Annotated in this window: 25 protein-coding genes; 11 read left to right on the top strand and 14 right to left on the bottom strand. The window is 52.6% G+C overall.

Features of this window, described 5'->3' with window-relative positions:
- Positions 1 to 108 precede the first annotated feature (108 nt).
- From EHN07_RS10610 to EHN07_RS10590, 5 genes are all read right to left on the bottom strand, one after another.
- The gene (locus tag EHN07_RS10610) at positions 109 to 873 is read right to left on the bottom strand and encodes an NADPH-dependent F420 reductase (RefSeq protein WP_124024112.1); all 765 of its coding nucleotides are present in this window, start codon (positions 871 to 873) and stop codon (positions 109 to 111) included.
- A 47-nt stretch (positions 874 to 920) separates the two neighbouring features.
- Positions 921 to 1,655, bottom strand: coding sequence for an NADPH-dependent F420 reductase (locus EHN07_RS10605; protein WP_124024111.1), 735 nt, complete (start codon positions 1,653 to 1,655; stop codon positions 921 to 923).
- A 33-nt stretch (positions 1,656 to 1,688) separates the two neighbouring features.
- Positions 1,689 to 2,129, bottom strand: a complete 441-nt coding sequence (locus tag EHN07_RS10600; protein ID WP_124024110.1) for a MarR family winged helix-turn-helix transcriptional regulator — start codon at positions 2,127 to 2,129, stop codon at positions 1,689 to 1,691.
- Positions 2,130 to 2,474: 345 nt separating this feature from the next.
- Positions 2,475 to 2,909 carry a hypothetical protein gene (locus tag EHN07_RS10595; RefSeq protein ID WP_124024109.1) on the bottom strand — a complete coding sequence of 145 codons (435 nt, stop codon included), beginning with the start codon at positions 2,907 to 2,909 and terminating at the stop codon, positions 2,475 to 2,477.
- A gap of 381 nt (positions 2,910 to 3,290) precedes the next feature.
- Positions 3,291 to 3,467, bottom strand: coding sequence for a helix-turn-helix domain-containing protein (locus EHN07_RS10590; RefSeq protein WP_124024108.1), 177 nt, complete (start codon positions 3,465 to 3,467; stop codon positions 3,291 to 3,293).
- Between EHN07_RS10590 and EHN07_RS10585 the strand changes: the two genes are divergently transcribed.
- The 4 genes from EHN07_RS10585 (at position 3,454) to EHN07_RS10570 (ending at position 6,507) form a co-directional block, all read left to right on the top strand.
- Positions 3,454 to 4,767, top strand: a complete 1,314-nt coding sequence (locus tag EHN07_RS10585) for a sensor histidine kinase (protein ID WP_124024107.1) — start codon at positions 3,454 to 3,456, stop codon at positions 4,765 to 4,767. The two genes, EHN07_RS10590 and EHN07_RS10585, sit on opposite strands and share 14 nt — an antisense overlap.
- Positions 4,767 to 5,381 (top strand): response regulator transcription factor, encoded by a 615-nt coding sequence (locus tag EHN07_RS10580; RefSeq protein ID WP_124024119.1) that lies wholly within the window; start codon positions 4,767 to 4,769, stop codon positions 5,379 to 5,381. The genes EHN07_RS10585 and EHN07_RS10580 overlap by 1 nt, the downstream gene beginning before the upstream one ends.
- Before the next feature lie 101 nt (positions 5,382 to 5,482).
- On the top strand, positions 5,483 to 5,983 hold the full coding sequence (locus EHN07_RS10575; protein WP_124024106.1) for a GlcG/HbpS family heme-binding protein: 501 nt from the start codon (positions 5,483 to 5,485) through the stop codon (positions 5,981 to 5,983).
- Between the two features lie 239 nt (positions 5,984 to 6,222).
- Positions 6,223 to 6,507: a hypothetical protein gene (locus EHN07_RS10570; RefSeq protein ID WP_124024105.1), complete on the top strand. Its 285-nt coding sequence runs from the start codon at positions 6,223 to 6,225 to the stop codon at positions 6,505 to 6,507.
- A gap of 131 nt (positions 6,508 to 6,638) precedes the next feature.
- On the opposite strand, the gene EHN07_RS10565 is transcribed toward EHN07_RS10570, so the two are convergent.
- The gene (locus EHN07_RS10565; protein ID WP_124024104.1) at positions 6,639 to 7,112 is read right to left on the bottom strand and encodes an MEKHLA domain-containing protein; all 474 of its coding nucleotides are present in this window, start codon (positions 7,110 to 7,112) and stop codon (positions 6,639 to 6,641) included.
- Between the two features lie 547 nt (positions 7,113 to 7,659).
- Between EHN07_RS10565 and sufA the strand changes: the two genes are divergently transcribed.
- The 7 genes from sufA (at position 7,660) to ldtE (ending at position 14,336) form a co-directional block, all read left to right on the top strand.
- Complete coding sequence (gene sufA, locus EHN07_RS10560) at positions 7,660 to 8,028, top strand: Fe-S cluster assembly scaffold SufA (RefSeq protein WP_124024103.1); 369 nt, start codon at positions 7,660 to 7,662, stop codon at positions 8,026 to 8,028.
- An 8-nt stretch (positions 8,029 to 8,036) separates the two neighbouring features.
- Positions 8,037 to 9,521, top strand: coding sequence for a Fe-S cluster assembly protein SufB (gene sufB, locus EHN07_RS10555; protein ID WP_124024102.1), 1,485 nt, complete (start codon positions 8,037 to 8,039; stop codon positions 9,519 to 9,521).
- A gap of 16 nt (positions 9,522 to 9,537) precedes the next feature.
- Complete coding sequence (gene sufC / locus EHN07_RS10550) at positions 9,538 to 10,284, top strand: Fe-S cluster assembly ATPase SufC (protein ID WP_124024101.1); 747 nt, start codon at positions 9,538 to 9,540, stop codon at positions 10,282 to 10,284.
- On the top strand, positions 10,259 to 11,539 hold the full coding sequence (sufD, locus tag EHN07_RS10545) for a Fe-S cluster assembly protein SufD (protein ID WP_124024100.1): 1,281 nt from the start codon (positions 10,259 to 10,261) through the stop codon (positions 11,537 to 11,539). The genes sufC and sufD overlap by 26 nt, the downstream gene beginning before the upstream one ends.
- The gene (gene sufS, locus EHN07_RS10540; protein WP_124024099.1) at positions 11,536 to 12,756 is read left to right on the top strand and encodes a cysteine desulfurase SufS; all 1,221 of its coding nucleotides are present in this window, start codon (positions 11,536 to 11,538) and stop codon (positions 12,754 to 12,756) included. The genes sufD and sufS overlap by 4 nt, the downstream gene beginning before the upstream one ends.
- Positions 12,757 to 12,769: 13 nt before the next feature.
- Entirely contained in the window at positions 12,770 to 13,186 is a 417-nt protein-coding gene (sufE, locus tag EHN07_RS10535) for a cysteine desulfuration protein SufE (protein WP_124024098.1), read from the top strand.
- 100 nt (positions 13,187 to 13,286) lie between these two features.
- Positions 13,287 to 14,336, top strand: coding sequence for a L,D-transpeptidase LdtE (ldtE, locus tag EHN07_RS10530; RefSeq protein ID WP_124024097.1), 1,050 nt, complete (start codon positions 13,287 to 13,289; stop codon positions 14,334 to 14,336).
- Between the two features lie 74 nt (positions 14,337 to 14,410).
- Here the strand turns inward: ldtE and EHN07_RS10525 are convergent, their stop codons facing one another.
- The 8 genes from EHN07_RS10525 to hisD form a co-directional block, all read right to left on the bottom strand.
- Positions 14,411 to 14,647, bottom strand: a complete 237-nt coding sequence (locus EHN07_RS10525) for a major outer membrane lipoprotein (protein ID WP_034455915.1) — start codon at positions 14,645 to 14,647, stop codon at positions 14,411 to 14,413.
- 307 nt (positions 14,648 to 14,954) lie between these two features.
- Positions 14,955 to 16,367: a pyruvate kinase PykF gene (pykF, locus tag EHN07_RS10520; protein ID WP_124024096.1), complete on the bottom strand. Its 1,413-nt coding sequence runs from the start codon at positions 16,365 to 16,367 to the stop codon at positions 14,955 to 14,957.
- Positions 16,364 to 16,570: a protein YnhH gene (gene ynhH / locus EHN07_RS20860; protein WP_425267176.1), complete on the bottom strand. Its 207-nt coding sequence runs from the start codon at positions 16,568 to 16,570 to the stop codon at positions 16,364 to 16,366. Before ynhH ends, pykF begins: the two co-directional genes overlap by 4 nt.
- A gap of 412 nt (positions 16,571 to 16,982) precedes the next feature.
- A complete protein-coding gene (locus EHN07_RS10515) occupies positions 16,983 to 18,149 on the bottom strand; it encodes a cupin domain-containing protein (protein WP_124024095.1) in 1,167 nt (388 codons plus the stop codon).
- An 11-nt stretch (positions 18,150 to 18,160) separates the two neighbouring features.
- Positions 18,161 to 18,952 carry an HpcH/HpaI aldolase family protein gene (locus tag EHN07_RS10510; protein ID WP_124024094.1) on the bottom strand — a complete coding sequence of 264 codons (792 nt, stop codon included), beginning with the start codon at positions 18,950 to 18,952 and terminating at the stop codon, positions 18,161 to 18,163.
- A complete protein-coding gene (locus tag EHN07_RS10505; RefSeq protein ID WP_124024093.1) occupies positions 18,949 to 19,680 on the bottom strand; it encodes an alpha/beta fold hydrolase in 732 nt (243 codons plus the stop codon). Before EHN07_RS10505 ends, EHN07_RS10510 begins: the two co-directional genes overlap by 4 nt.
- Entirely contained in the window at positions 19,677 to 20,444 is a 768-nt protein-coding gene (locus EHN07_RS10500) for an SDR family NAD(P)-dependent oxidoreductase (protein ID WP_244202385.1), read from the bottom strand. The genes EHN07_RS10505 and EHN07_RS10500 overlap by 4 nt, the downstream gene beginning before the upstream one ends.
- Positions 20,444 to 21,775 carry a histidinol dehydrogenase gene (gene hisD, locus EHN07_RS10495; protein ID WP_124024092.1) on the bottom strand — a complete coding sequence of 444 codons (1,332 nt, stop codon included), beginning with the start codon at positions 21,773 to 21,775 and terminating at the stop codon, positions 20,444 to 20,446. Before hisD ends, EHN07_RS10500 begins: the two co-directional genes overlap by 1 nt.
- Positions 21,776 to 21,829 lie beyond the last annotated feature (54 nt).

The following is a 21,829-nucleotide window of genomic DNA, read 5'->3' as shown; positions in this document are numbered from 1 at the left end:
TCGTTTTGCGAAACACGTGGATTTGTCATCAGTCTGGAGGGATGGTCTTAACTGCAGGATAAACCGGCTAAATAGCACCGGTTTATCGTTATTAATAGCACCTGAAGTTTACATGTACAGAGCACGATTAAGGCGAACGAGGAAATCAGCGTCCGGGTTTGTTTTACTGTCCCCCATACGTTCCTGAACCGCGGCCACGGCAAGGTTGCGGCGTGCCGGTAGCCGGGAAAATTCGGCGGAGCAGAGAGCTGCTGCCATTTCATCATATGGGAGATCGGTGCAATACGCAGGAGCGCCAGGCTGCTGACGCCAGGAGTCTGAAATTTGACCCGCATCGAAAGCATCGAATCCAGTGTCGTTTACCAGCATCATGACAATCTTCTTGTGGGCTTCATTGTCACCCGCGACAGGAATTGCTATGCGATGCGGATCGCCGGCAGGTTTCCCTTTTCTCGCAAAGGAATCTGAACCAATGGCGTTCCAGACTTTAATCACGGGGTGATGCAGCTGAGTCTCCACCCACTCACTCTCTACCTGGCCCGTCTCTATTTCATCAATAGCCCGATCGCGGAACGGATAATAGTTAGATGTGTCAGCCACGATAACGTTGGGAGGAAGCTTCTGGATCAATTGCGAAATAGCGGGGATAGATGCAAGTGGCATGGAAAGTATTACCACATCAACATCACTCACCGCATTTTCAGCCTTCACCGGTAGCGCACCCGTTTCCAGCGTGTCAGCTTCAATGGTTTCCGGTCCACGTGAGTTGGCCACTTTTACACTGTGTCCTGCAGCGGACAGCTTACGTGCCAGGGTTTTGCCTATATGACCGGTACCCAGAATACCAATGCTGAGTGGGGTAGTTTGATTCATCTTTGTCTCCAGAATGATGTCTTTCCAGACAGAATTAAAATTGGTTTTCAGGCCGTTCCTGCCCGGTTACGAGCTACCGTATGCTCATGAGACAGTGGTTTACTGGCAGACATGAACTCCTTCATCAGAGCGTCCCTGTTTACCGGCGCTCGCTCTTTGTCCGCTGCCATAAGAGCGACCTTCAGGTCAGAGGCACTGAGTTCGGTACAGTAGGCTGGGGTACCCGGCTGCTGACGCCAGGAGTGATCCAACGGGCCGGCATCCACGGCATCAAATCCTGTTTCGCTGACTAGCTTCATGGTCGTGTTTTTTGCCTGCTCATCGTCCCCCGCAACGGGTATAGCGATGCGACCGGAGGTGCCCGAGGGAAGCCCTTTATTCGCCAGAGTGGCAGCCAGTACGGCGTTCCATGCTTTTATGAGGGGGCGACCGGCCTTATTACTGGCCCATACGCTTTCTGGCTCACCGTTTTCGACGTCAGCAATGGAATTGTCCCGGAACGGGTAGTAGTTAGATGTATCGATAACCGGCACCGTGGACGGCAGTATGCTCAGCAGTTCCGCCAGAGTTTCATGTGCGGTAAAGGGGATTGACAGGATAATCACATCAACATTTCGGACGACCTCTTCCTGCGTCACTGCTGTCGCTCCAGCCTGACGAGCGACGTCAGCAATCGTCTCCGGACCTCTGGAATTTGCCAGCTTAATATTGTGGCCTGCGGCAGACAGTTTTGTGGCCAGCGTAGCGCCGATATTTCCCGCGCCGATAATGCCGATATTCATAGGTATTTCCTTGTTCTTCAGAAGCGTTGCGGCCTATTCGGCAGCCGGATGGGCAAAGTTATTGAGCGTATCGCGTAGCTGCTCCAGTCCCTCTTCAGTCAGCCTGCAGGCCGACCTGATTTTGTCAGTCACAGACCAGAGTGCTGCACGCAACTCATCTCCGCTGTCGGTCAGCGTAATCAGGACCCGGCGTTCATCTTCAGGATCGCGCTGGCGTAACACTTTTCCTGACGTTTCTAGCCGTTTCAGCAGGGGGGTGATTGTTCCTGTATCCATACCCAGCTTGTTTCCCAGCTCACCCACCGAACGTGGTGTTCCGTTGAACAGCTCCAGCATGACCAGATACTGCGGGAACGTCAGCCCCAGCGGGTCGAGAAAAGGTTTATGCATACGGTTCATCCGGTTTGCCGCGCCGTAAAGTGCAAAAGATAACTGGGTAGCGATTTCCTGATGTTCTTTCTTTTTTATGGACATGATTTATTTCTTGCTCCTTATAATCTAGCGCACTAGATAAATCATGGCGGTTTTTGATGAAATATGCAATTTATTCATTTAACGGAAAATGCTAATGATGGGGAAAGTGACCTGATATGCAAAGTAGTCAGAAAAAGTCCTTGCGCATGGCGAAACCGCTGACCTCCAAATCCGAAATGGCGAGTACGAACATCTTTGCAAAACACTTGTCGTGGCAAAAAATGAAGGTGAAGCGGGTGAATGTGCATGGGTTAGAGAGTGCCGGGATGCACCTGGCGACCAAAACTGTGTCGAGTGACGCTGCGCTTACCCCACCTACGATACAGATGTAGATAAGCGATAGCGTCATTCAGCAGTTACGGTAGGCAAAAAACGTGGCGTTTTTAAATCATTCACCAGTGCATTAACCAGCCGCATCAATAAACCATTAAGCTGATGCCTTGTCTTTGAAGGCAGCGAACGGCATAACAGTGCTCGTGTAACGGCCTGGCAGTAATCACAAAGATCGTCGCTATCGGCAAGCCATTTCGCTTTGGGAAATTCAGACGGATCGTTTACCGATAATTGCTCAATGCGTGTAGCAGATAATGGTTTATCCAGACTCTCTTTTATTGCTTCAAGATGTGCATACACGTAATTGCACAGTGCTGCACATTCGGCTGGGTTTTCGCTATCGATTAATATATCGGTGAGTAATTCACAGCGTTCGGCGAGCTCGATAATGTCGAGGTTTTTGGTATTAATGATTACCTGATGAGGGTAAAGCGGATTTATAGTCATTGTATTGATTTCCAGTTAAGGATTTCAAATCACCACAGGAAACGCCTGGTTCGCTGGTGGTGGACTGGACGGGGTTGGCGTACCGACAATGACTAAACGGCGCATCTTACGATGCCCCCAGCCAGCCCACCATAATTCGTGTAGGCCGCTGAGTATAACGCAGTAATTGTGCAGGACGCCAATCCTGGCACCTGCTTTTGCAGGCGCATGGATATATTATTGCTTTAAACACTCATCCGAAAACGTGTGATTCAGATACTGGAAAGCCACTCGCAAAAAACTTCCCTGAATTACATAGAGTGACAAATCACACTTTTAAATGAATGTTTGTGTTTCTCATAATAAATATCATGAATAACTTAAATCCCTAAAGGATTGCAGCTAAAGTGCCAACAGCACATTAATCAATGAGGAATGATGTTCGAACATCAGCAATAATTTCAATGATGGCCCTGATGGTCTTCGGTGTTTTTGCTCCCAGCTCTGTACCAGAGAGGGGCTAACGGCAACGGCCTGGGCAAACTCTTCTTGTGTAAGGAACGCGATGCTTAAAGTCATTATCTGGCTGTTTCTCACCACGCTGTCCTGTGGCGGCGCGGTGGTATATGCGCTGCATCAGCAATATCAGGAGCAGAGCGCCGAGTTTCGCATTTTGTATCGTGATATAACCGTTAAGCTTGCGCAAAACGATGTGATTCTGGCGCTGCTTTCAAACAGCAGCGATCCGGCCGTGGTGCAGCAAAAATTCCCTTATATCCTGCGCTGGCAAACCAAACCTCATGAGCCGCCGCGCCCGGATATTAATCCTGCGCGAGCGGGAACGTACTGGATAAACTCTCCTCAGGGTTCGTTGCTGATTGATTTGCCAGCCTTGCTGGCTGACTTTGTGCATCCGCAGAAATTTCATCACTTCAGCCTGAGCTGGAAAGACGTGCCGTTGCTGATGCAGGGAGGCGACGGTAAAGATGACTGGTGGCGCTGGGAAAAGCAGATAGCAAGCCCATCTCAGCCGCTCAATCTGGCGGTGACCCACCACCCGGACTGGCGCAGTTTACCCTGGTTAGCACTGCTGTTTGTGGGGGTTTTCTGGGCCGTTGTTATCTACTTTTATAATCAGTATCAGGTGACGAAACGGCAGCGCAATATTGCCGATTTACGCGCTCATTATTCGGAGTTGGCGCGCCTCAATGCGATGGGTGAAATGGCTGCTGGCATGGTGCACGAACTGAATCAACCGCTCACGGCGATTCTGAGCTATTCGCAAACGGCGCAGCGTTTAATTAAACAGCAGCAGGCGGAAAAAGCTCAGCCGCTGCTGGATGCTTCAGTTATTCAAACGAAACGTATCAGCGCATTGCTGCTGGAGTTTCGTGAAAAGCTCCATAGCGATGAGCAGGTCTTACAAGCGGTGAGCTTAAGCAAGGTTTGGGAGAGGGTCGTGATGCTGTTGGGTAATGAAATCGAGCGGGGCAAAATCAACGTCATTAACCAGATCCCTGAGTCGTTGCCTTCACTTATCGCTTCGCCATTGGGTATTGAGCAAATCTTCCATAACCTGCTCAATAACGCGATTCAGGCCCAGCGACAAACAGCTAAACCCTGGGTTGCAGTCAATGCGCGTCTTACCGCAAACAGTATGGTGTTGAGCGTCACGGATGGCGGGCCAGGTTTGTCCGAACAGGCATTACAGCAGGTGTTTATGCCTTTTTATACCACGCGTCAGGACGGGCTGGGGTTAGGGATGGCGCTCACAGAAACGCTGGTACAGCGCTTAAATGGCAGTATTCGGGCGGAAAATAGTGCCGCGGGTGGGGCATGTTTTACCCTGACTTTTCCACGGGCTCAGCAGGAGGCATGATGGAGCAAAGTATCTACCTGATCGATGACGATGAAGCGATACGCCTGTCAATAACGGCACTTCTGGCGACGATGGGTTGGGAAACACAAGCCTATGAAAGCGTGCAAAGCTTCCTGGTCTCTGAGCCTGAGTTGCAGCATCTGAACGGCTGTTTGCTGTTGGATATTCGCATGCCGGGTAAATCTGGCATCACCCTGCTTGAAAGCTGGGAGCAAATGGGCAGCACGCTGCCGGCGATCATCATGACCGGGCACGGGAGCATCGATCTTTGCCGCCGCGCGTTTAAAAACGGGGCATTTGAATTTCTTACCAAACCCATTGATGCCGACCTGCTGATTGAAACGGTGGGGGCAGCATTTGAGCAGCAGAAAATCAGCCAGCAACAGCGTTCAGGCCAGGCCGATCTACGGGAGAAACTGGCAACGCTCTCCGCTCGTGAACAGCAGGTAATGACGCTGATCATGCAGGGGAAATCGAATAAAGAGATGGCGAGAGAGCTGTCATTGTCACCACGCACCGTAGAGGCGCATCGCGCCAGTTTATTTGCCCGGCTGGAAATAAACTCGCTGGCAAAGCTAATCAAAATCTACGGTGGGCTGAAGGAAGCTACGTAAAACTACCTGGTTTGCCTGGTAGTCACCCGAATAGTGTCGACCCGCATGTTTGGTTACCTTAACTCTCGTAAATTAATCACTCCGAGTAGAGGGAAGTAACCATGAAAAAATCCATCCTGTTAGCAGCTGTTCTGTTCAGCGGTGCTGCGGCAATGCCCGTTTTTGCCAGCAATGTGTTGACTGAAAAGAACCTTTCTCTCGAGTTTGCTGACAAACTTGCCCAAAGTGCCCTTCAGGCCTGTGGTGCCAAAAACTATAATGTTGCCGTAACGGTAGTCGATCGCGCGGGAGTGGTGAAGGTGGTAAAACGCATGGATAACGCCGGCCCGCATACTCTCGAAGCCAGCCGCATGAAAGCCTACACCGCGCTAACCACTAAATCAGTAACCGGTGATGTGATGAAAAGCGCGCAAGAAAATGCTGGCGCACAAAATCTGCGTGATATTCCAGGCTTCCTGCTGCTAGGCGGTGGCGTACCGGTAAAAGTAGCGAACCAGACCATTGGCGCTATTGGCATCGGTGGGGCACCGGGCGGCCATCTTGATCAGCAATGCGCGGTTGAAGCACTTGAGGCAAATAAGACATTGCTCAATGCCTCCTGAGCGCCAGATAGCCGCCTGATTGAAGTTGCAGGTATATTTACCCTGCAACTTCAGCTATGTTACGCATAATAATATCTCGCGATACTTCTTTTTATCCTGATACTTTCATCCACCCTATGCTTAAAATTTAATTTGTCAGTTTTAATGGCGGCCAATTATATTATCTCCGGCTTACGCTAATAGGCTGAGAGTTAATTTGAAGGCATGTACGGTTATTGCTACGTACTAAGGAGTTGTCGATGGCTACTAAGGATATTTCAAGTATCACGGTGTGTCGGTGCGTCGCACAAATGCACAGGCAGGGCATTAAGCCGGGCTGGCGTTTTGATAGGGTGGTTGAACTGTTAGCGGCCGAAACTGGCGAAGCCAGAAAAGTCTGTGAGGCGGCGATCAACCGCGAGATCCGTAAAGGCCTGGTCGAGTGGGGGATTGGATTTTCAATAGGGTGGTTAACCCACGAGGGGATTGCCTTGCTGGAAAAAAATGAGGGAGAAGATAAGGTTAACGCTAATGACGGGCTTTAGCTGGCGTTGCGCCCGCAGAGTCACAGCCTTAATCAGGCTGTGACTTTTTGCTCTGCTCATCGGTCACTGTCTGTTGATGATAAAGCCTGTGGACGATCGCCTGCGGTTGTCAGAACGGTTCCGGTGGCGTTTTACCTGTCGGCCTGAAACCAGTCCGGCCTTTCAAGATCGTCGGGCCAGAATAGCGCCGCCTGCCCAATAACCTCCTGCTGCTGACAAATTTGCCAGACGATGCCATCGTAAATGGTGAAAGACTGGTTGAACTTGTCAATGCGTGGGCCGGTATAGTTACCCGCAATCCCTTTCTCTCTGACGGTTAATAGCAGCACTTGTCTGGCAGGACGGTCGGTCTCTGCTGCGCTGAAGCGTGAAGGCAAGCCGATAAATTCTTCCTCTGAATATTTAAAACAGCGCAGCGCCTGCTGGTTGGCATAAATAAACTTTGGGTCGTCACTATTATCATGAGCAAGCAAACTATAAGGTGCCTGCGTATGTAACCACTGATAGCGATTATTGACGCCCGCTGGCACCGGCAGCAAATAACCTGCATGCAACATAAAAGAACGGTCGATAAGCTCTAATAAATCCAACGGTAAGTTTGCCATAAAATAGACCCCTTAAAATAAAAGGATAGGATAAGCCTGACGGGGCTGTATTAAATTTGTGCGGTAATTTTTTGTGATGCGATTCATAGAAAAAACCAGTCAGTGCGTAATAGTTGTTTAATTAAAGATTGTCTTTATTCAGTGAGATAACCAAATGATATTGACGTGGGTTCTCCTGTGGAAGCTCTAAAGTGGGAATGCCAAGAGAAGGGGGCTATTCGTGATCTTGCCAGAGGTGAAGCTCAATACGCCGTGAAGCGCTGTTTTCAGGTTTTTTATCCCGCTAATCGCATAAATAGATATTTTCTATGCATCTTTTACTTTCTATCGCCCGAACCTCCACTCAATTGATAAACCATATTTATTTCATGTGGTTAAATAACTCACTTCACCGCCTGCAAGAGTTTCAGCAGGGTCTATCCTTAACTAAGATGCTTAAAAAGGCGGCATTCCGTGAATACCCTTGTTATCAGAATGTTGTATTGATAATGATTGTCATTAACATAGGGTATCGGCCTTTGGCGGCAAAACAGACAAGAGGTGAACTATGGATGTGCAAACCGGTAGCTTCGATCCCCGAGAATTTGCCTGGAAGGGACTGACGCTCACCCCTGACGCTGCGGCACATATTCGCCAGCTGGCAAGCCAGCTTCCGGGCTTTCTTGGCGTGCGCCTGGGCATTAAGCAGACAGGGTGCGCGGGGTTCGGTTACGTGCTCGATAGCGTGCAAGAGCCTGCCCCTGACGATCTCCTTTTTGAAACAGACGGCGCAAAGTTGTGGGTTCCACTCTCTGCGATGCCGTTTATCGACGGAACGGAAGTCGATTATGTGCGCGAAGGACTCAATGAAATATTCAAATTTAATAACCCGAAAGCACAGCACGAATGCGGCTGTGGTGAAAGCTTTGGGGTGTAGGCGGGATTATGTCACGTAACACTGAAACGTCTGAAGAAGTGCAAGCCTGGGCGGGCCATCATCACTATAAAGAGGGCTTTTTTACCCAGTTGCAAACCGACGAGCTGGCGCATGGCATCAACGAAGAGGTGGTGCGGGCAATCTCCGCGCGGCGCAATGAGCCTGAGTGGATGCTGGCGTTTCGTCTGAACGCCTATCAGGCCTGGCTGAAAATGGAAGAGCCGCACTGGCTGAAGGCGCATTATGAAAAGCTGAACTATCAGGATTACAGCTACTACTCTGCGCCGTCGTGCGGTAGCTGCGATGATAATTGCGAATCTCAACCCGGAGCTGTTCAACAGCCCGGTAGCAATGCGTATCTGACCGGTGAAGTGGAAGAAGCATTCAGGCAGCTTGGCGTGCCGGTACGTGAAGGCTCAGAAGTGGCGGTGGATGCGATTTTTGACTCCGTATCGGTGGCCACCACCTATCGTGAAAAGCTCTCCGAACAGGGAATTATTTTCTGCTCGTTTGGCGAGGCGATCCACGAGTTCCCCGAGCTGGTGCAAAAGTATCTCGGCACCGTGGTGCCCGGTAACGACAACTTCTTTGCCGCGCTTAATGCCGCAGTCGCTTCCGACGGCACCTTTATTTATGTGCCAAAAGGCGTGCGCTGCCCGATGGAGCTTTCAACCTATTTCCGCATTAACGCCGAAAAAACCGGCCAGTTCGAACGCACGATTTTAGTGGCGGACGAAGGGAGCTACGTCAGCTATATCGAAGGGTGTTCCGCTCCGGTGCGCGACAGCTACCAGCTTCACGCGGCGGTGGTGGAAGTGATCATCCATAAAGATGCTGAAGTGAAATACTCCACGGTGCAAAACTGGTTTCCTGGCGATGGCAACACCGGCGGGATCCTGAATTTTGTTACCAAGCGCGCGCTGTGCGAAGGGGCGAACAGCAAAATGTCCTGGACGCAGTCAGAAACCGGTTCAGCGATCACCTGGAAGTACCCGAGCGTCATTCTGCGCGGTGATAACTCCATCGGCGAATTTTTCTCGGTGGCGCTGACGGCAGGGCATCAGCAAGCGGATACCGGCACCAAGATGATCCACATCGGCAAGAACACCAAATCGACCATTATCTCGAAAGGGATCTCCGCCGGTCATAGCCAGAACAGCTACCGCGGGCTGGTGAAAATCATGCCGACTGCAACCAATGCCCGTAACTTCACGCAGTGTGATTCCATGCTAATCGGCCCGGATAGCGGTGCGCATACCTTCCCGTACGTGGAGTGCCGTAACAACAGCGCCCAGCTTGAGCACGAAGCTACAACATCGCGAATTGGTGAAGATCAGCTGTTCTACTGCCTGCAGCGCGGAATAGCCCAGGACGATGCGATATCGATGATCGTCAACGGATTCTGTAAAGACGTGTTCTCGGAGCTGCCGCTCGAATTCGCGGTGGAAGCACAAAAACTATTAGCGATTAGCCTCGAACACAGCGTCGGATAAGGATTAAGGGACAATTATGCTCAGCATTAAAGACCTACAGGTAAGCGTGGAGGACAAAGAGATCCTGCGCGGTTTAAGCCTTGAAGTGAAACCAGGCGAAGTGCACGCCATTATGGGGCCGAACGGCTCCGGGAAAAGCACGCTTTCCGCCACGCTTGCCGGACGTGAAGATTATGAAGTGACCGGCGGGCAGGTGCATTTTAACGGTAAAGATCTGCTGGCGTTGTCTGCGGAAGATCGGGCGGGCGAAGGCATTTTTATGGCTTTCCAGTATCCGGTGGAGATCCCCGGCGTCAGCAACCAGTTCTTTCTGCAAACCGCGCTTAATGCGGTGCGCGAGTATCGTGGTAAAGAGCAGCTCGACCGTTTTGATTTTCAGGATTTGATGGAAGAGAAAATCAAGCTGCTGAAAATGCCGGAAGATTTGCTGACGCGCTCGGTCAACGTAGGTTTCTCCGGCGGCGAGAAAAAACGCAACGATATTCTGCAAATGGCGGTGCTGGAGCCTGAACTTTGTATTCTTGATGAGTCAGATTCCGGGCTGGATATTGACGCCCTGAAAATCGTTGCCGCAGGGGTGAACTCGCTGCGTGACGGTAACCGCTCGTTTATTATCGTCACCCACTACCAGCGCATTCTCGACTATATCAAGCCTGACTTTGTCCACGTGCTGTATCAGGGGCGCATTGTGAAATCGGGTGATTTCAGTCTGGTGAAACAACTGGAGGAGCAGGGTTATGGCTGGCTTACCGAACAGCAGTAGCGCCAACGCCCTGCAACAGTGGCAGCACCTGTTTGCAACCCGGGGCAAAAAGCGCAGCAAAGAAGCTCAGGATCATATGCAGCAAATGCTGCGCCTGGGGTTACCGACGCGCAAACATGAAAACTGGAAATATACGCCGCTCGACGATCTGGTGAATCACCAGTTTGTGTTGCCAGCGCCGCTTGAGCTAAGTGCTACCCAGCGCGATAAGCTGGCGCTGCCGGTGGAGGCGTGGCGCCTGGTGTATGTTGACGGGCGCTTCAGCCCTGAGTTAAGCGACGATTTGAGCAACAGCGGTTTTGACATCACCGTTGATGAAAAGCGTGATTCGCTGCCCGCGGCGGTGCAGGGCGAGGTATTTTTGCACCTTACCGAAAGCCTTGCCGAAACGGTGACGCATATCCGTGTCGCACGTAACCACCGCCCGGAGAAAGCTCTGTTGCTGATGCATATCAGCCGCGGTAGCGCGCAGGGTGAAATGAATACCGCCCATTATCGCCACCACTTAACTCTTGGTGAAGGCGCGGGGGCGACGGTTATCGAGCATTTCGTCAGCTTTGATGAACAGCCTCATTTTACCGGCGCGCGTTTCACGGCGGATATAGCGGCAAATAGCCAGCTGCGCCATGACAAACTGGCGTTTGAAAACGCCAGCAGCTACCACTTTGCCCATAATGACTTAATTATCAGCAAGGATGCCTCCGTTGAGAGCAGCAGCTTCCTGCTGGGCGGGGCGGTATTACGCCACAATACCAGCTCGCAGCTTAACGGTGAAAATACTCAGCTGCGCATGAACAGCCTGGCGCTGCCGGTTAACAACGAAGTATGCGATACCCGCACTTGGCTTGAACATAACAAGGGCTACTGCAACAGCCGTCAGCTACATAAAACTATCGTGCGCGACAAAGGGAGGGCCGTGTTCAACGGGATGATCAAAGTGGCGCAGCACGCGATTAAAACCGACGGGCAGATGACCAACAACAACCTGTTGCTGGGGCGTCTGGCGGAGGTGGATACCAAACCGCAGCTGGAAATTTATGCCGACGATGTGAAATGCAGCCACGGGGCCACCATCGGCCGCATTGATGACGCACAGATGTTCTACCTGCGTTCGCGCGGAATTAAAGAGCAGGCCGCCATGCAGATGATTATTTATGCCTTTGCCGCGGAGCTTACGGAAGGCATTCGCGATGAGGCGTTAAAACAGCAGGTGCTGGCGCGGATTGGCCAGCGCTTTGCAGGAGGCGAAGCATGAGTTTTTCTATTCAACGGGTGCGTGCTGATTTTCCGATCCTGAGCCGTGAGGTCAACGGCCAGCCGCTGGTCTACCTGGACAGCGCAGCCAGCGCACAAAAGCCGCAGGTGGTGATCGACGCTGAGCTTGATTTTTACCGTCACGGCTACGCGGCGGTTCACCGCGGTATTCATACGCTAAGCGCGGAAGCAACGCAGCAGATGGAGAACGTGCGCAACCAGGTATCACGCTTTATCAATGCGCGCAGCCCGGAAGAGATTGTCTTTGTACGTGGAACCACGGAAGGAATTAACCTCGTCGCCAACAGCTGGGGGCGGGCCAATATTCACGCTGGTGATAACATCATTATTTCTGCGATGGAGCACCACGCCAATATCGTGCCATGGCAGATGCTGTGCGAGCATTCGGGGGCAACCTTGCGCGTTATCCCGCTTAATCAGGATGGCACATTACGGCTTGAGGTATTTCCGACGCTGATTGATGAACGCACAAAACTGCTGGCAATTACCCATGTCTCTAACGTGCTTGGCACGGAAAACCCGCTGCAGGAGATGATTGCCACTGCCCGTCAGGCTGGGGTCAAAGTGCTGGTGGATGGTGCTCAGGCCGTTATGCACCACGCCATCGACGTGCAGGCGATGGATTGCGATTTCTACCTTTTCTCCGGCCATAAAATTTATGGCCCGACGGGGACCGGCGTGCTGTACGCGCGTGAAGAAATTCTGCAAAACATGCCGCCGTGGGAAGGGGGCGGGTCGATGATTGCCAGCGTCAGCCTGACCGCAGGCACTACCTATGCCGCGGCACCGTGGCGCTTTGAAGCGGGCACGCCGAATACGGCGGGGATAATCGGCCTGGGGGCGGCGCTACGCTATGTGGAGAGCCTCAATTTTGCCGAGGTGAGCGAATATGAGCATTCACTGATGCGCTATGCGCAGCAGGCGCTGAAAGCGGTCCCTGAGCTAACCATTTATGGCCCGGAGCAGCGGCTCGGCGTTATCGCTTTTAATCTCGGTAAACATCACGCCTATGACGTGGGAAGTTTTCTTGATAACTACGGTGTAGCGGTGCGAACCGGACACCATTGCGCGATGCCGCTGATGGCGTTTTACAAAGTACCGGCGATGTGCCGTGCTTCGTTTGCTATCTACAATACCGAAGAAGAAGTGGATCGCCTGGCGGCAGGACTTCAGCGCATCCATCGTCTGCTAGGCTAACAGGGAGCAAGCCATGGCTACATTGCCCGCCAAAGAAAAGTTACTGCAAAATTTCAGCCGCTGTAGCAACTGGGAAGAAAAATATCTCTATATCATTGAGCTGGGCGGGCGACTGCCGGCGTTAGCAGCTGCGCAACATACGGCGGAAAACGCTATTCAGGGCTGCCAGAGCCAGGTCTGGATCGTGATGCATCAACAGCCGGACGGCGTGATTACCCTTGAGGGGGACAGCGATACGGCGATTGTCAAAGGGCTGATTGCTATCGTGTTTATTCTCTACCAGCAGATGACGGCGCAGGATATTGTCGCGTTTGATGTGCGCCCATGGTTTGAGGAACTCGAGCTGGCTCAGCATCTTACGCCCTCTCGCTCGCAGGGGCTCGAAGCCATGATCCGTGCCATCCGCACCAAAGCTGCCAATCTTAGCTAAACTCAAAGAACAGCTTTCATCCTGTTAACGCGAGGCCAGTGTGGCGCCTCGCTCGGCTTTCAGCATTCCGGCGTTCAGCCGGTGAATACAGGAATTCAGTATGAAACGCGTGTTCTGTCAAATAACATTATTTTTCATTAGCGCCCTGGCCGTAAGCCATTCGGCACGGGCTGTCGATTATTTGCTCCCGCCGCCGGGCAGCCGAATAATCGGTGAAAACCAAACTTACATGGTTCCTGACGATGGCAAAAACCTTCAGGCTGTGGCCGCCAGATATAATACCGGCGTGCTGCTGCTCCTTGAGGCTAACCATACCGTCGACCCTTTCCTGCCAAAACCGGGCAGCGAATTAATCATTCCTTCACAAATGATTTTACCGGATGCCCCGCGCGAGGGGATCGTGATTAATCTTGCCGAGCTGCGGCTCTATTACTACCCTCCGGGGCAAAACCGCGTTGAGGTTTATCCGTTGGGAATAGGCCAGCTCGGGCGCGAAACGCCGGTAATGGTGACGCGTATCAGCCAGAAAATCCCTAATCCCACCTGGACACCCACGGCTAATATTCGCGCGCGCTCTGCCGCGCAAGGTATTACGCTGCCCGCAGTGGTGCCAGCCGGGCCGAACAATCCGCTGGGGCGCTATGCGCTGCGCCTGGAGCAGGGCGGTGGGGAGTATCTGATTCATGGCACCAATGCGCGTAACAGTATCGGCCTGCGCGTCAGTTCAGGCTGTATACGGATGCGGGCGGCGGATATTAAAACGTTGTTTAGCCAGGTGGCCTGGGGCACAAGAGTGCAAATTATCAACGAGCCGGTGAAATTCAGCATTGAACCTGATGGTCGACGCTATGTGGAGGTCCATCAGCCGCTTTCGCGTAATGACTGGGAAAATCCGCAGACGGTACCTATCGCCATCTCAGCGTCGTTTGGCGCATTTATCGACAGCCCAATGAGCGATACAACGCAGGTAAATAGCGCTATCGCACGACGAGCAGGGTATCCGGTACCGGTGAATGCGCAGCACAACTTCCCATCACAACCGGTTAATATTACCCCGATACAGAGCGTCAAAGCGTCCACTGGCGGCGGGATAGCGCCAAACAGTAGCGGAGGCCTTATTAGCGGACAAAACAGCGTGGTAATGAACTAGCGGGCTTTTACGAGGAGCAGGAATCGCAGGCAAAAAAATGGCGCACAATGTGCGCCATTTTAATACAAGTACTCTTACTTACGGTAAGAGTGAGCTTGGTTGTCCAGACGCTGGTTAGCGCGTGCTGCGTCGTCTTTAGCAGCTTGAACGTCAGAACGCATTGCGTTCACGTCGTTGCTCAGCTGATCAACTTTAGCGTTCAGAGTCTGAACGTCAGAAGACAGTTGATCGATTTTAGCGTTAGAAGAACAACCTGCCAGCATAGTAGAAGCCAGGATTACCGCGCCCAGTACCAGTTTAGTACGATTCATTATTAATACCCTCTAGATTGAGTTAATCTCCATGTAGCGTTACAAGTATTACACAAAGTTTTTTATCTTGAGAATAAATTTTTGATGGGAATGCACTTAAATTTGATCGTTCGCTCAAAGAAACACCGAACCGGCACTAAAACCTAAAAAAAATAGAAAAAACAGGGGATTTTAATCGGATTCATCTTAGGAAGTGGTGACTTAAATAGAGCAAGCCGATTTGCTTTTTAATTAAAACTGACTATTTACGCCCATAAAAAAAGCGCCCGCAGGCGCTTTTTAAGCAAATTATTCGTTCACAGAAAATTTACAGGACGTGAACAGATGCGGTGTTGGTGGTGCCGCTTGGTACCAGAGCACCAGAAACCATCACTACGATATCGCCTTTACGAGCCAGGCCGCTTTCCAGCGCAACTTCTTTACCCAGACGGTAGAAATCATCAGTAGAGGCGATTTCTTTCACCAGCTGTGGGATCACGCCTTTGCTCAGAACTAACTGGCGAGCAGTGACTTCATTGGTGGTCAGGGCAAGGATAGTGGCGTTAGGGAAGTATTTGCGCACGGCTTTAGCCGATTTACCGCCCTGGGTCGCAACCACAACTACCGGCGCATCCAGTTTTTCAGCGGTTTCAACCGCGCCGCGGCAAACTGCTTCGGTGATGCGCAGTTTACGGCTGTCCTGGTTGTTGTCCAGACGGCTGGTCATCACGCGGTCAGTACGCTCACAGATGGTTGCCATGATGGTCACAGCTTCCAGCGGGTATTTCCCTTTAGCAGATTCACCGGACAGCATGACTGCGTCGGTGCCATCGATGATGGCGTTAGCTACGTCGCCTGCTTCCGCACGGGTAGGGCGTGGGTTTTTGATCATTGAGTCGAGCATCTGAGTTGCAGTGATAACAACTTTACGAGCGCGAACACATTTTTCGATCATCATCTTCTGCGCGAAGATAACTTCTTCTACCGGGATTTCAACGCCCAGGTCACCACGAGCAACCATGATGCCGTCTGAAGCTTCGAGGATTTCGTCGAAGTTGTTCAGGCCTTCCTGGTTTTCGATTTTGGAGATGATCTGAATGTTTTCGCCGCCATGCGCTTTTAAGTGCTCACGGATTTCAACAACGTCAGAACGTTTACGAATAAAGGACGCGGCTACGAAATCAACGCCCTGCTCGCAGCCGAAGATCAGGTCTTGCTTATCTTTCTCAGCCAGAGCAGGCAGCGCGATGGAAACGCCTGGCAGGTTAACGCCTTTGTTTTCACCCAGGTCACCGTTGTTCAGTACTTTACAAACAACGTTTTTGCCTTCGATTGCCGTCACTTCCATCCCGATCAGACCATCGTCTACCAGTACGGTGTTGCCTACGTTCAGGTCGCTGGTGAACCCTTCGTAAGTCACAGCAACGATATCGCTGTTGCCCACAACGGTTTTATCCGTGGTGAAAGTAAAGGTCTGGCCCGCTTTCAGGGAGACGTCGTTGCCGCCTTCCAGTTTGATGGTGCGGATTTCAGGACCTTTGGTGTCCAGCAGGATGGCTGCTTTCTTACCAGACTTCGCCATCACGTTGCGCAGGTTCTTGATACGCTGACCGTGTTCTTCGTAGTCACCGTGGGAGAAGTTCAGACGCATAACGTTCATGCCGGCATCAAGCATTTTGCTCAGCATTTCTTCGGATTCGGTTTTTGGACCGATGGTGCAAACAATTTTAGTTTTTTTCATGACAGTCTTATCTGTAAGTTGAGAAGGATTGTGAAAATTCGGTTCCGATTGATACGGGCGCCGGAGCGCAAACTAAATCTGGTATTGTTCAGGTGCCACCCGGTAAGGATAGGTGACAGAAATAAAGCGTGCAGAGGAAAGTGTGCTTGCGGTTCAGCCTGCCGGGGATATTGATTGTTTTCTAGTGTATTAAGACAGTTCAATGCGCTGAAACCATTCAAGTCAAGACGCGCACATTATAGAGGTAAGTTGCTGTGAAAGGAATTAAAAACACTGTTTCAAATTTGGAGTGTACAGAAATACGCCGAAGTGTTGCTTATTGGTTAAATGCATATTAATGAAATAGGGTGACTCTGGTGGGTAAATCGGCTTTTTCAACTGCCGATTGGCTTATTAAAATATATTTGCATAATGTGATATGTTTTTTAATCAACCGTTTCAGGTAAGCCGCTGAATAACTCTTTATATAAGGTTGTAATACCAGCGACGAATATTTGTCATGATTAAGCTTATCGCTTCTGGCCACGCGCTTTCAAATCTGGTAACTGCCCAGCGCTGAGCAGTTACGCTAAAACTCCAGCTCTATGCATCCCTGCAGTTAAGTGCGAGCCTGGTTTAAACTGCGCGCGCGATTTTTTCACCCGCGCGGCGTGCGGTTGCAGGTAAAATACTCGCCACCGCGACATAACCATCGGGATCGAGGCAGCGATCGCGTTCCCGCGCCTGGGCAATGATTTCCTCATCCCAGAATAATTTTTTACGCTGATCGCCCTGGGTGGTCAGCGTCGCCTCCATGACTCCATCAATGGCGCGGTATTGCCGCCAGCTGCCAGCGGGCAGTGAAATCACCGACCCCTCCTGTGCGATGACCGTGACCTCTTCGCCAGGGCGATTCCACGTCACCTCCAGCGTGCCCCTGAACACCATCAGCACCTGAACATCCGGGCAGCAGTGCAATCCAACACGATGCTCATTCTGAATGCGTAGCCACTCCACGGAGAAGCCATGCGGGTTGATAATCGGCGGTTCATTGTGGCGATTTTGCGAAATTCCGTAGCCAATCACCGGTGCCAGTTCAGCACCGTGGCCTGGCAACACCGCATCCAGCAGAGCCTCACCAGACCAGTTACGCTGTTCGCCGGTGACCGCTCTCTGACTCATTTCCGCTACCGAATAATCGCGTAATGCCGCGATATGTTCCGCGCCCAGCGGCTGCAGCAGGTCATTTTCGTCCGGCAAGGGATCGCCCGCCCCAACGTCGATCAGCATATTATCGCGGCTCAGATACAGGCCATATTCGCGGGCGGCTTCGAGTATTGACGGGTGCCAGATAATGCCCCCGGTGTTATTGCCCCCCAGCACGGTAAACACCATGCCGCAGGTATCCGTTGGGCTGACATTGGTAAAGCCACGGAAAATCCATGTCGGGATCGACAAAATGGCGGGGGCGCTGAACTCCGCTTCATGCTCGCCATTTGCCCCCCAGCGAAAACGCCAGCTGCCTTCATGAATAAGAAACACCTCAGCGGTGAAATGCAGATGCAAATTGTTGGTCACCCCTTTAGGCATCGCCGCCGCGCCAATATTAAAACCGTGTGGCTCAGGAATATTCACTACCTGTGAGGCGGATTGAGTCACGCCCGGACCGATAAAAGAGTAGTTCTGTTTGAGATGTGAGCCCGGAAGTTTGCAATCGATAAACGCCACGCTACAGGAGACGCGGTCTTCGGGACGCACCACGCGGCGCCGTGCTTCTTCTTGTGTCAGAGTGATGTTGTGCATGAAATCCTCCATTAATATCCAGATGCGCCGCGGACAGGCGGCTGTTCGCCTCGTGCGGCAGCGATAGCTTCACGGGCGGCATTGCCTAGCTGCATCACGTCGTTGGCAGGGGTGACGAAGTGAAAACCTTCCGCCAGGCGACGGGCTGCGGCTTGACCAGAGGTACAAAAAATCCCCGCGAGTTTGTTATGTACACGGCAGCGATCGAGTACCCGCTCAATCGCTGCCAGCATGTCAGGGTGCTGTGACTCGGCGCTGGCGCTGCCGGTAAGGGCTAAAGAGAGGTCATTCGGGCCGATAAATATGCCGTCGAGGCCGTGGGTATCAAGAATAGCGTCGAGGTTGTTTAACCCTTCGCGTGTTTCAATCATCGCCAGCGTCAGGATCTCTTCATTGGCGTGCTGCGGGTAATCCTTTCCGCCATATAACAACGCACGCGCCGGGCCAAAAGAGCGATTGCCGAGCGGCGGATAGCGGCAGGCTGCGACAAACTGCTGGGCCTGACGGGCCGTTGAGATCATCGGGCAGATAATGCCCCAGGCACCCGCATCAAGCAGGCGCATGATCTGCGCGGGTTCATTGCTGTTCACCCGTGCGAGAGGCGTCGCGGGAGTGGCCGAGATGGCCTGGAGCATCGATAGCGCGCTGGCGAAATCAATCATGCCGTGCTGCATATCAACGGTGACCGAATCATACCCCTGGTGCCCGGCGATTTCGGCGCTATAACCGGAAGGGATGGCCAGCCAGCCGTTGATTATCGGCTGCTGCTGACGGAAGGCCGCTTTCAGCGGATTGTGTCTCATTGTATGGACTCCTGTATCCAGTTGCGCATCGCAATAGCCACCCGCTGTGGTGCTTCAAGAGGTAAGAAGTGGCCGCTTTCGGGTAGCGTTATCCAGCGCGCGTGGGGGGCTGCGGTAGCAAGCGCATAGTGGTGTTGTGGGGTACAAATCGCGTCGTGAGCGCCGTTGAGTATCAGCATCGGGGCCATAAAGGAAGCCAGGGCCGCGCGGTGGTCGGTGCGGGTTATGGCGACTTCCGTTTGCCGGGCGAAAATCTCAATGCCGCACTCTTCAGCCATCTGCATAATCGTGTGATGGAGTGCCGCGTCATCCAGCCGATGGGGTGCGACATATTTCGGCCAGAGGTTTTCGCTTAGCCAGCGCGTCATGCCTGCTTTGCGGGCTTCACGAACCGCCATTCGACGGTTGACGGCGTTTTCCGGGAGATCGCTAAAAGGGTTGACCGACAACAATGCCAGCCCGGAGATACGCTCTGGCGCCAGCGCCACCATTTGCAGGGCGACCATCGCGCCGAGTGAGAATCCCGCCAGGCAAAAACGCGGCGGTAACACTTCCAGCAATTGCGTTGCCAGCGCGTGAGCGGAATCACCACCGCTAAGCGTAACGCAACTATAATGCGCGACATTCAACTGCTCGATGAGTGGCTGCCAAAGCCGCCCGTTACACAGCGTTCCGCCAAGCAAAATCAGCGGCGCGTCATGATTTTCCAACAAAGGCGCTGCTTTCATGTTGCCGTCCACCCGCCATCGACCATTAATGATGTCCCGGTAATCATCGCCGCCGCAGGGGAGGCAAGGAACACCACCGGTCCCATCACGTCTTCGAGCGTTGCCAGCCGTTTTAGCTTGATGTTATCCAGCACATAGCGGCCAAACACCGGATCGGCGAGATTAGCGCGCGACAGTTCGGTCTCGATAAATGTCGGGCACAGGGTGTTGACGCGAATGCCTGATTCACCGAGCTCCAGCGCCATGGTTTTGGTCAGCCCTTCGAGGGCAAATTTAGACGCACAGTAGACGCTGCGCTCGGGGCCGCCAACATGCCCCATCTGCGACGAAATATGAATTATCGAACCGGCAATCTGGCGCGCTTTCATGCGGCGCGCGACCTGCTGGCTGATAAAGAATGTGGCCCGCAGGTTTACTGCCATCACCGCGTCAAAATTTTCTTCGCTAACCTCCAGAAACGGCTGGTGACGCGCAAGACCTGCGCTATTGACCAGAATGTCAAAATCCGGCAGCTGTGCAAGGGTGCTGGCAACCTGGCCGGTGTGGGTAATATCCAGCACCACGCTGTTGAGCTGCAGGCCTGCGGCGGCGGCAGTTTTTACGGCCTCGCCGAGTGGCTCAGCGTTGCGGGCGATAATCCACACCTGCGCGCCTGCGCGTGCCAGTGCAATCGCCGCCGCAAAGCCAATCCCCCGGGAACCGCCGCTCACCAGGGCGCGACGGTTATCCAGCCGAAACTCTGGAGTGTGGGGAAGGGCCATCATTATGAAGCCTTCTCGATATCGACCGCTGGCACCGTACCGGCATAGGGCACATCAATTTTGCCGTAGCGACGCACGCGAATGTTGGCCTGCTCCGCATGGCCGGAAAAACCTTCAAGCTGGCAAAGGCGAGAGCAGTAGCTGCCAATTTCGCTGGAGGCTTCATCGCTCAGTACTTTTTGCCAGGTGCAGGTTTTCATGAATTTCCCCACCCACAACCCGCCGGTATAACGCGCGGCTTTTTGTGTCGGCAGGGTATGGTTGGTGCCGATAACTTTGTCACCATAGGCAACGTTAGTGCGCGGGCCGAGGAACAGCGCGCCAAAATTAGTCATATTGGCGAGGAACCAGTCATCGCGGGAGGTCATCACTTGCACGTGCTCAGAGGCGATGCGATCGGCCTCCTGCAACATCTCTTCGTAACTCTCGCAGACGATCACCTCGCCATAATCACGCCATGCCTGGCGGGCGATTTCAGCGGTAGGGAGTTGCGTCAGCAAGCGTTCGACTTCACGCATCGTTTCCTGTGCCAGTTTCAGGGAGTTGGTGAGGAGGATCGCGGGAGTCGTCACGCCATGTTCGGCCTGGCCCAGTAAATCGGTGGCGCACATTTCAGCATCGACGCTTTCATCGGCAATCACCAGCGTTTCCGTTGGCCCGGCGAACAGGTCGATACCCACGCGACCGAATAACTGGCGTTTGGCTTCTGCCACAAAGGCATTGCCGGGGCCGACCAGCATATCTACCGGCTGTATCGTATCGGTACCCAGCGCCATCGCACCGATGGCCTGAATTCCCCCCAATGCGTAAATCTCGGTGGCCCCCGCCATGGCCTGCGCGGCCACAATCGCCGGAGCAGGGCGGCCATTGAACGGTGGGGCACAGCTTATAATGCGCGAACAGCCTGCTACATTTGCGGTAATTATCGACATATGCGCCGAAGCCAGCAGCGGATATTTTCCGCCGGGAACATAGCAGCCAACGGCATTAATCGGGATGTTCTTGTGGCCGAGAATAACGCCCGGCCGCGTTTCAATTTCCAGATCGGTCAGGCAGGATTTTTGCGCGCTGGCGAAATTAAAGACCTGCTGCTGTGCGAATTCAATATCTTTAATATCCTGGCGGCTTAACTGTTTAATACAGGCATTAATCTCCGATGCGCTCAAACGATAATCCTGGCGATCGTAACCATCAAACTTTATGGATAATTCACGGACTGCTTCATTTCCACGTTGTTCAATATCGGCCAGGGTATTTTCAACCACCATACTGATTTGTTTATTGGCCTGCTGGCGTTCGGATAAAGATTTACTGGTTTTTAAATACTGAGCCATGACGCTCTCCTTTCCTGTTTTATACGTGACTACCCCGCCCTGCGAGGAGGGTGA

It is taken from the genome of Buttiauxella warmboldiae, from assembly GCF_003818135.1.
GTDB lineage: Bacteria > Pseudomonadota > Gammaproteobacteria > Enterobacterales > Enterobacteriaceae > Buttiauxella > Buttiauxella warmboldiae.
This window is presented reverse-complemented; position numbering and strand designations above follow the sequence as displayed.

Coding starts and splice junctions, on each gene's coding strand:
- EHN07_RS10600 (WP_124024110.1), bottom strand. CDS start 2,129: ATGTCCATAAAAAAGAAAGAACATCAGGAAATCGCTACCCAGTTATCT.
- EHN07_RS10585 (WP_124024107.1), top strand. CDS start 3,454: ATGCTTAAAGTCATTATCTGGCTGTTTCTCACCACGCTGTCCTGTGGC.
- EHN07_RS10525 (WP_034455915.1), bottom strand. CDS start 14,647: ATGAATCGTACTAAACTGGTACTGGGCGCGGTAATCCTGGCTTCTACT.
- EHN07_RS10605 (WP_124024111.1), bottom strand. CDS start 1,655: ATGAATATCGGCATTATCGGCGCGGGAAATATCGGCGCTACGCTGGCC.
- EHN07_RS10505 (WP_124024093.1), bottom strand. CDS start 19,680: ATGAAAGCAGCGCCTTTGTTGGAAAATCATGACGCGCCGCTGATTTTG.
- EHN07_RS10510 (WP_124024094.1), bottom strand. CDS start 18,952: ATGAGACACAATCCGCTGAAAGCGGCCTTCCGTCAGCAGCAGCCGATA.
- EHN07_RS10500 (WP_244202385.1), bottom strand. CDS start 20,444: ATGATGGCCCTTCCCCACACTCCAGAGTTTCGGCTGGATAACCGTCGC.
- hisD (WP_124024092.1), bottom strand. CDS start 21,775: ATGGCTCAGTATTTAAAAACCAGTAAATCTTTATCCGAACGCCAGCAG.
- EHN07_RS10565 (WP_124024104.1), bottom strand. CDS start 7,112: ATGGCAAACTTACCGTTGGATTTATTAGAGCTTATCGACCGTTCTTTT.
- EHN07_RS10570 (WP_124024105.1), top strand. CDS start 6,223: ATGGCTACTAAGGATATTTCAAGTATCACGGTGTGTCGGTGCGTCGCA.
- EHN07_RS10515 (WP_124024095.1), bottom strand. CDS start 18,149: ATGCACAACATCACTCTGACACAAGAAGAAGCACGGCGCCGCGTGGTG.
- sufS (WP_124024099.1), top strand. CDS start 11,536: ATGAGTTTTTCTATTCAACGGGTGCGTGCTGATTTTCCGATCCTGAGC.
- sufA (WP_124024103.1), top strand. CDS start 7,660: ATGGATGTGCAAACCGGTAGCTTCGATCCCCGAGAATTTGCCTGGAAG.
- pykF (WP_124024096.1), bottom strand. CDS start 16,367: ATGAAAAAAACTAAAATTGTTTGCACCATCGGTCCAAAAACCGAATCC.
- ldtE (WP_124024097.1), top strand. CDS start 13,287: ATGAAACGCGTGTTCTGTCAAATAACATTATTTTTCATTAGCGCCCTG.
- sufB (WP_124024102.1), top strand. CDS start 8,037: ATGTCACGTAACACTGAAACGTCTGAAGAAGTGCAAGCCTGGGCGGGC.
- EHN07_RS10610 (WP_124024112.1), bottom strand. CDS start 873: ATGAATCAAACTACCCCACTCAGCATTGGTATTCTGGGTACCGGTCAT.
- EHN07_RS10590 (WP_124024108.1), bottom strand. CDS start 3,467: ATGACTTTAAGCATCGCGTTCCTTACACAAGAAGAGTTTGCCCAGGCC.
- EHN07_RS10580 (WP_124024119.1), top strand. CDS start 4,767: ATGGAGCAAAGTATCTACCTGATCGATGACGATGAAGCGATACGCCTG.
- EHN07_RS10595 (WP_124024109.1), bottom strand. CDS start 2,909: ATGACTATAAATCCGCTTTACCCTCATCAGGTAATCATTAATACCAAA.
- sufE (WP_124024098.1), top strand. CDS start 12,770: ATGGCTACATTGCCCGCCAAAGAAAAGTTACTGCAAAATTTCAGCCGC.
- sufC (WP_124024101.1), top strand. CDS start 9,538: ATGCTCAGCATTAAAGACCTACAGGTAAGCGTGGAGGACAAAGAGATC.
- EHN07_RS10575 (WP_124024106.1), top strand. CDS start 5,483: ATGAAAAAATCCATCCTGTTAGCAGCTGTTCTGTTCAGCGGTGCTGCG.
- sufD (WP_124024100.1), top strand. CDS start 10,259: ATGGCTGGCTTACCGAACAGCAGTAGCGCCAACGCCCTGCAACAGTGG.